Below are 639 nucleotides of genomic sequence, written 5' to 3'. Positions count from 1 at the left end.
CCTGCAGCGCGCCGCGGATGCCGGCTCACCGGAGGCCCAGTTTGAACTGGCCAAACTTTATGAGCGCGGTACCGGAGTGGAGGCCGATCAAACCAAGGCTCTGGAACTGTACCAAGCGGCCGCAGAACAAGATTTTGCCGACGCGATCAATGATCTTGGCTTCCTGCACTATCAGGGCGGACTGGGTCTGCCTGCCAACCCGAAAAAGGCGCTCACCTTCTTCGAGCGAGCTGCTGACCTGCGCCATCCGCAGGCCCAATTCAATTTTGCCGCGCTCATTGATGACGGCTTGATTCCCTCGAAAGGTCCCGAAGATTCAGCGCATTACCTTTATGCCGCCCTGCGCAGCGGAAGCTCTGACGTGCTGGGCCTCCTAAGCGAACGGCCCAATATGTTCACGGCAGAAACCCGGCGGGCACTGCAGTCGAAGCTGAAGGAAAACAACTTCTATGCCGGCGCGATAGACGGAGACTTCGGCCCGGGAACCCAGCGCGGAATCCGTCAGGCCTATGGACTGGAGGGCTAACCGCCCTACTTCAAGCCGATGTTACATCGTGCTTTGTTCCTCGTTCTCCTCACTTTCTTCCTGAACAACCCCTCGGATGGCCAGGCCGGCGGCGGCTATGGCGGCGGTTACGG

Annotated in this window: 1 protein-coding gene; it reads left to right on the top strand. The window is 59.6% G+C overall.

What is annotated here, in order from left to right; all coding sequences use genetic code 11:
• Positions 1–526, top strand: a 526-nt coding sequence (locus RA21_RS22035; protein ID WP_193748075.1) for an SEL1-like repeat protein, incomplete at its 5' end; no start/stop codon positions are given.
• Positions 527–639: the final 113 nt, after the last annotated feature.

The organism is Leisingera sp. ANG-DT (assembly GCF_000813785.1).
Classification (GTDB): domain Bacteria; phylum Pseudomonadota; class Alphaproteobacteria; order Rhodobacterales; family Rhodobacteraceae; genus Leisingera.
Note: the sequence above shows the minus strand (reverse complement) of the source record. Positions and strands in the feature narration are given on the sequence as shown.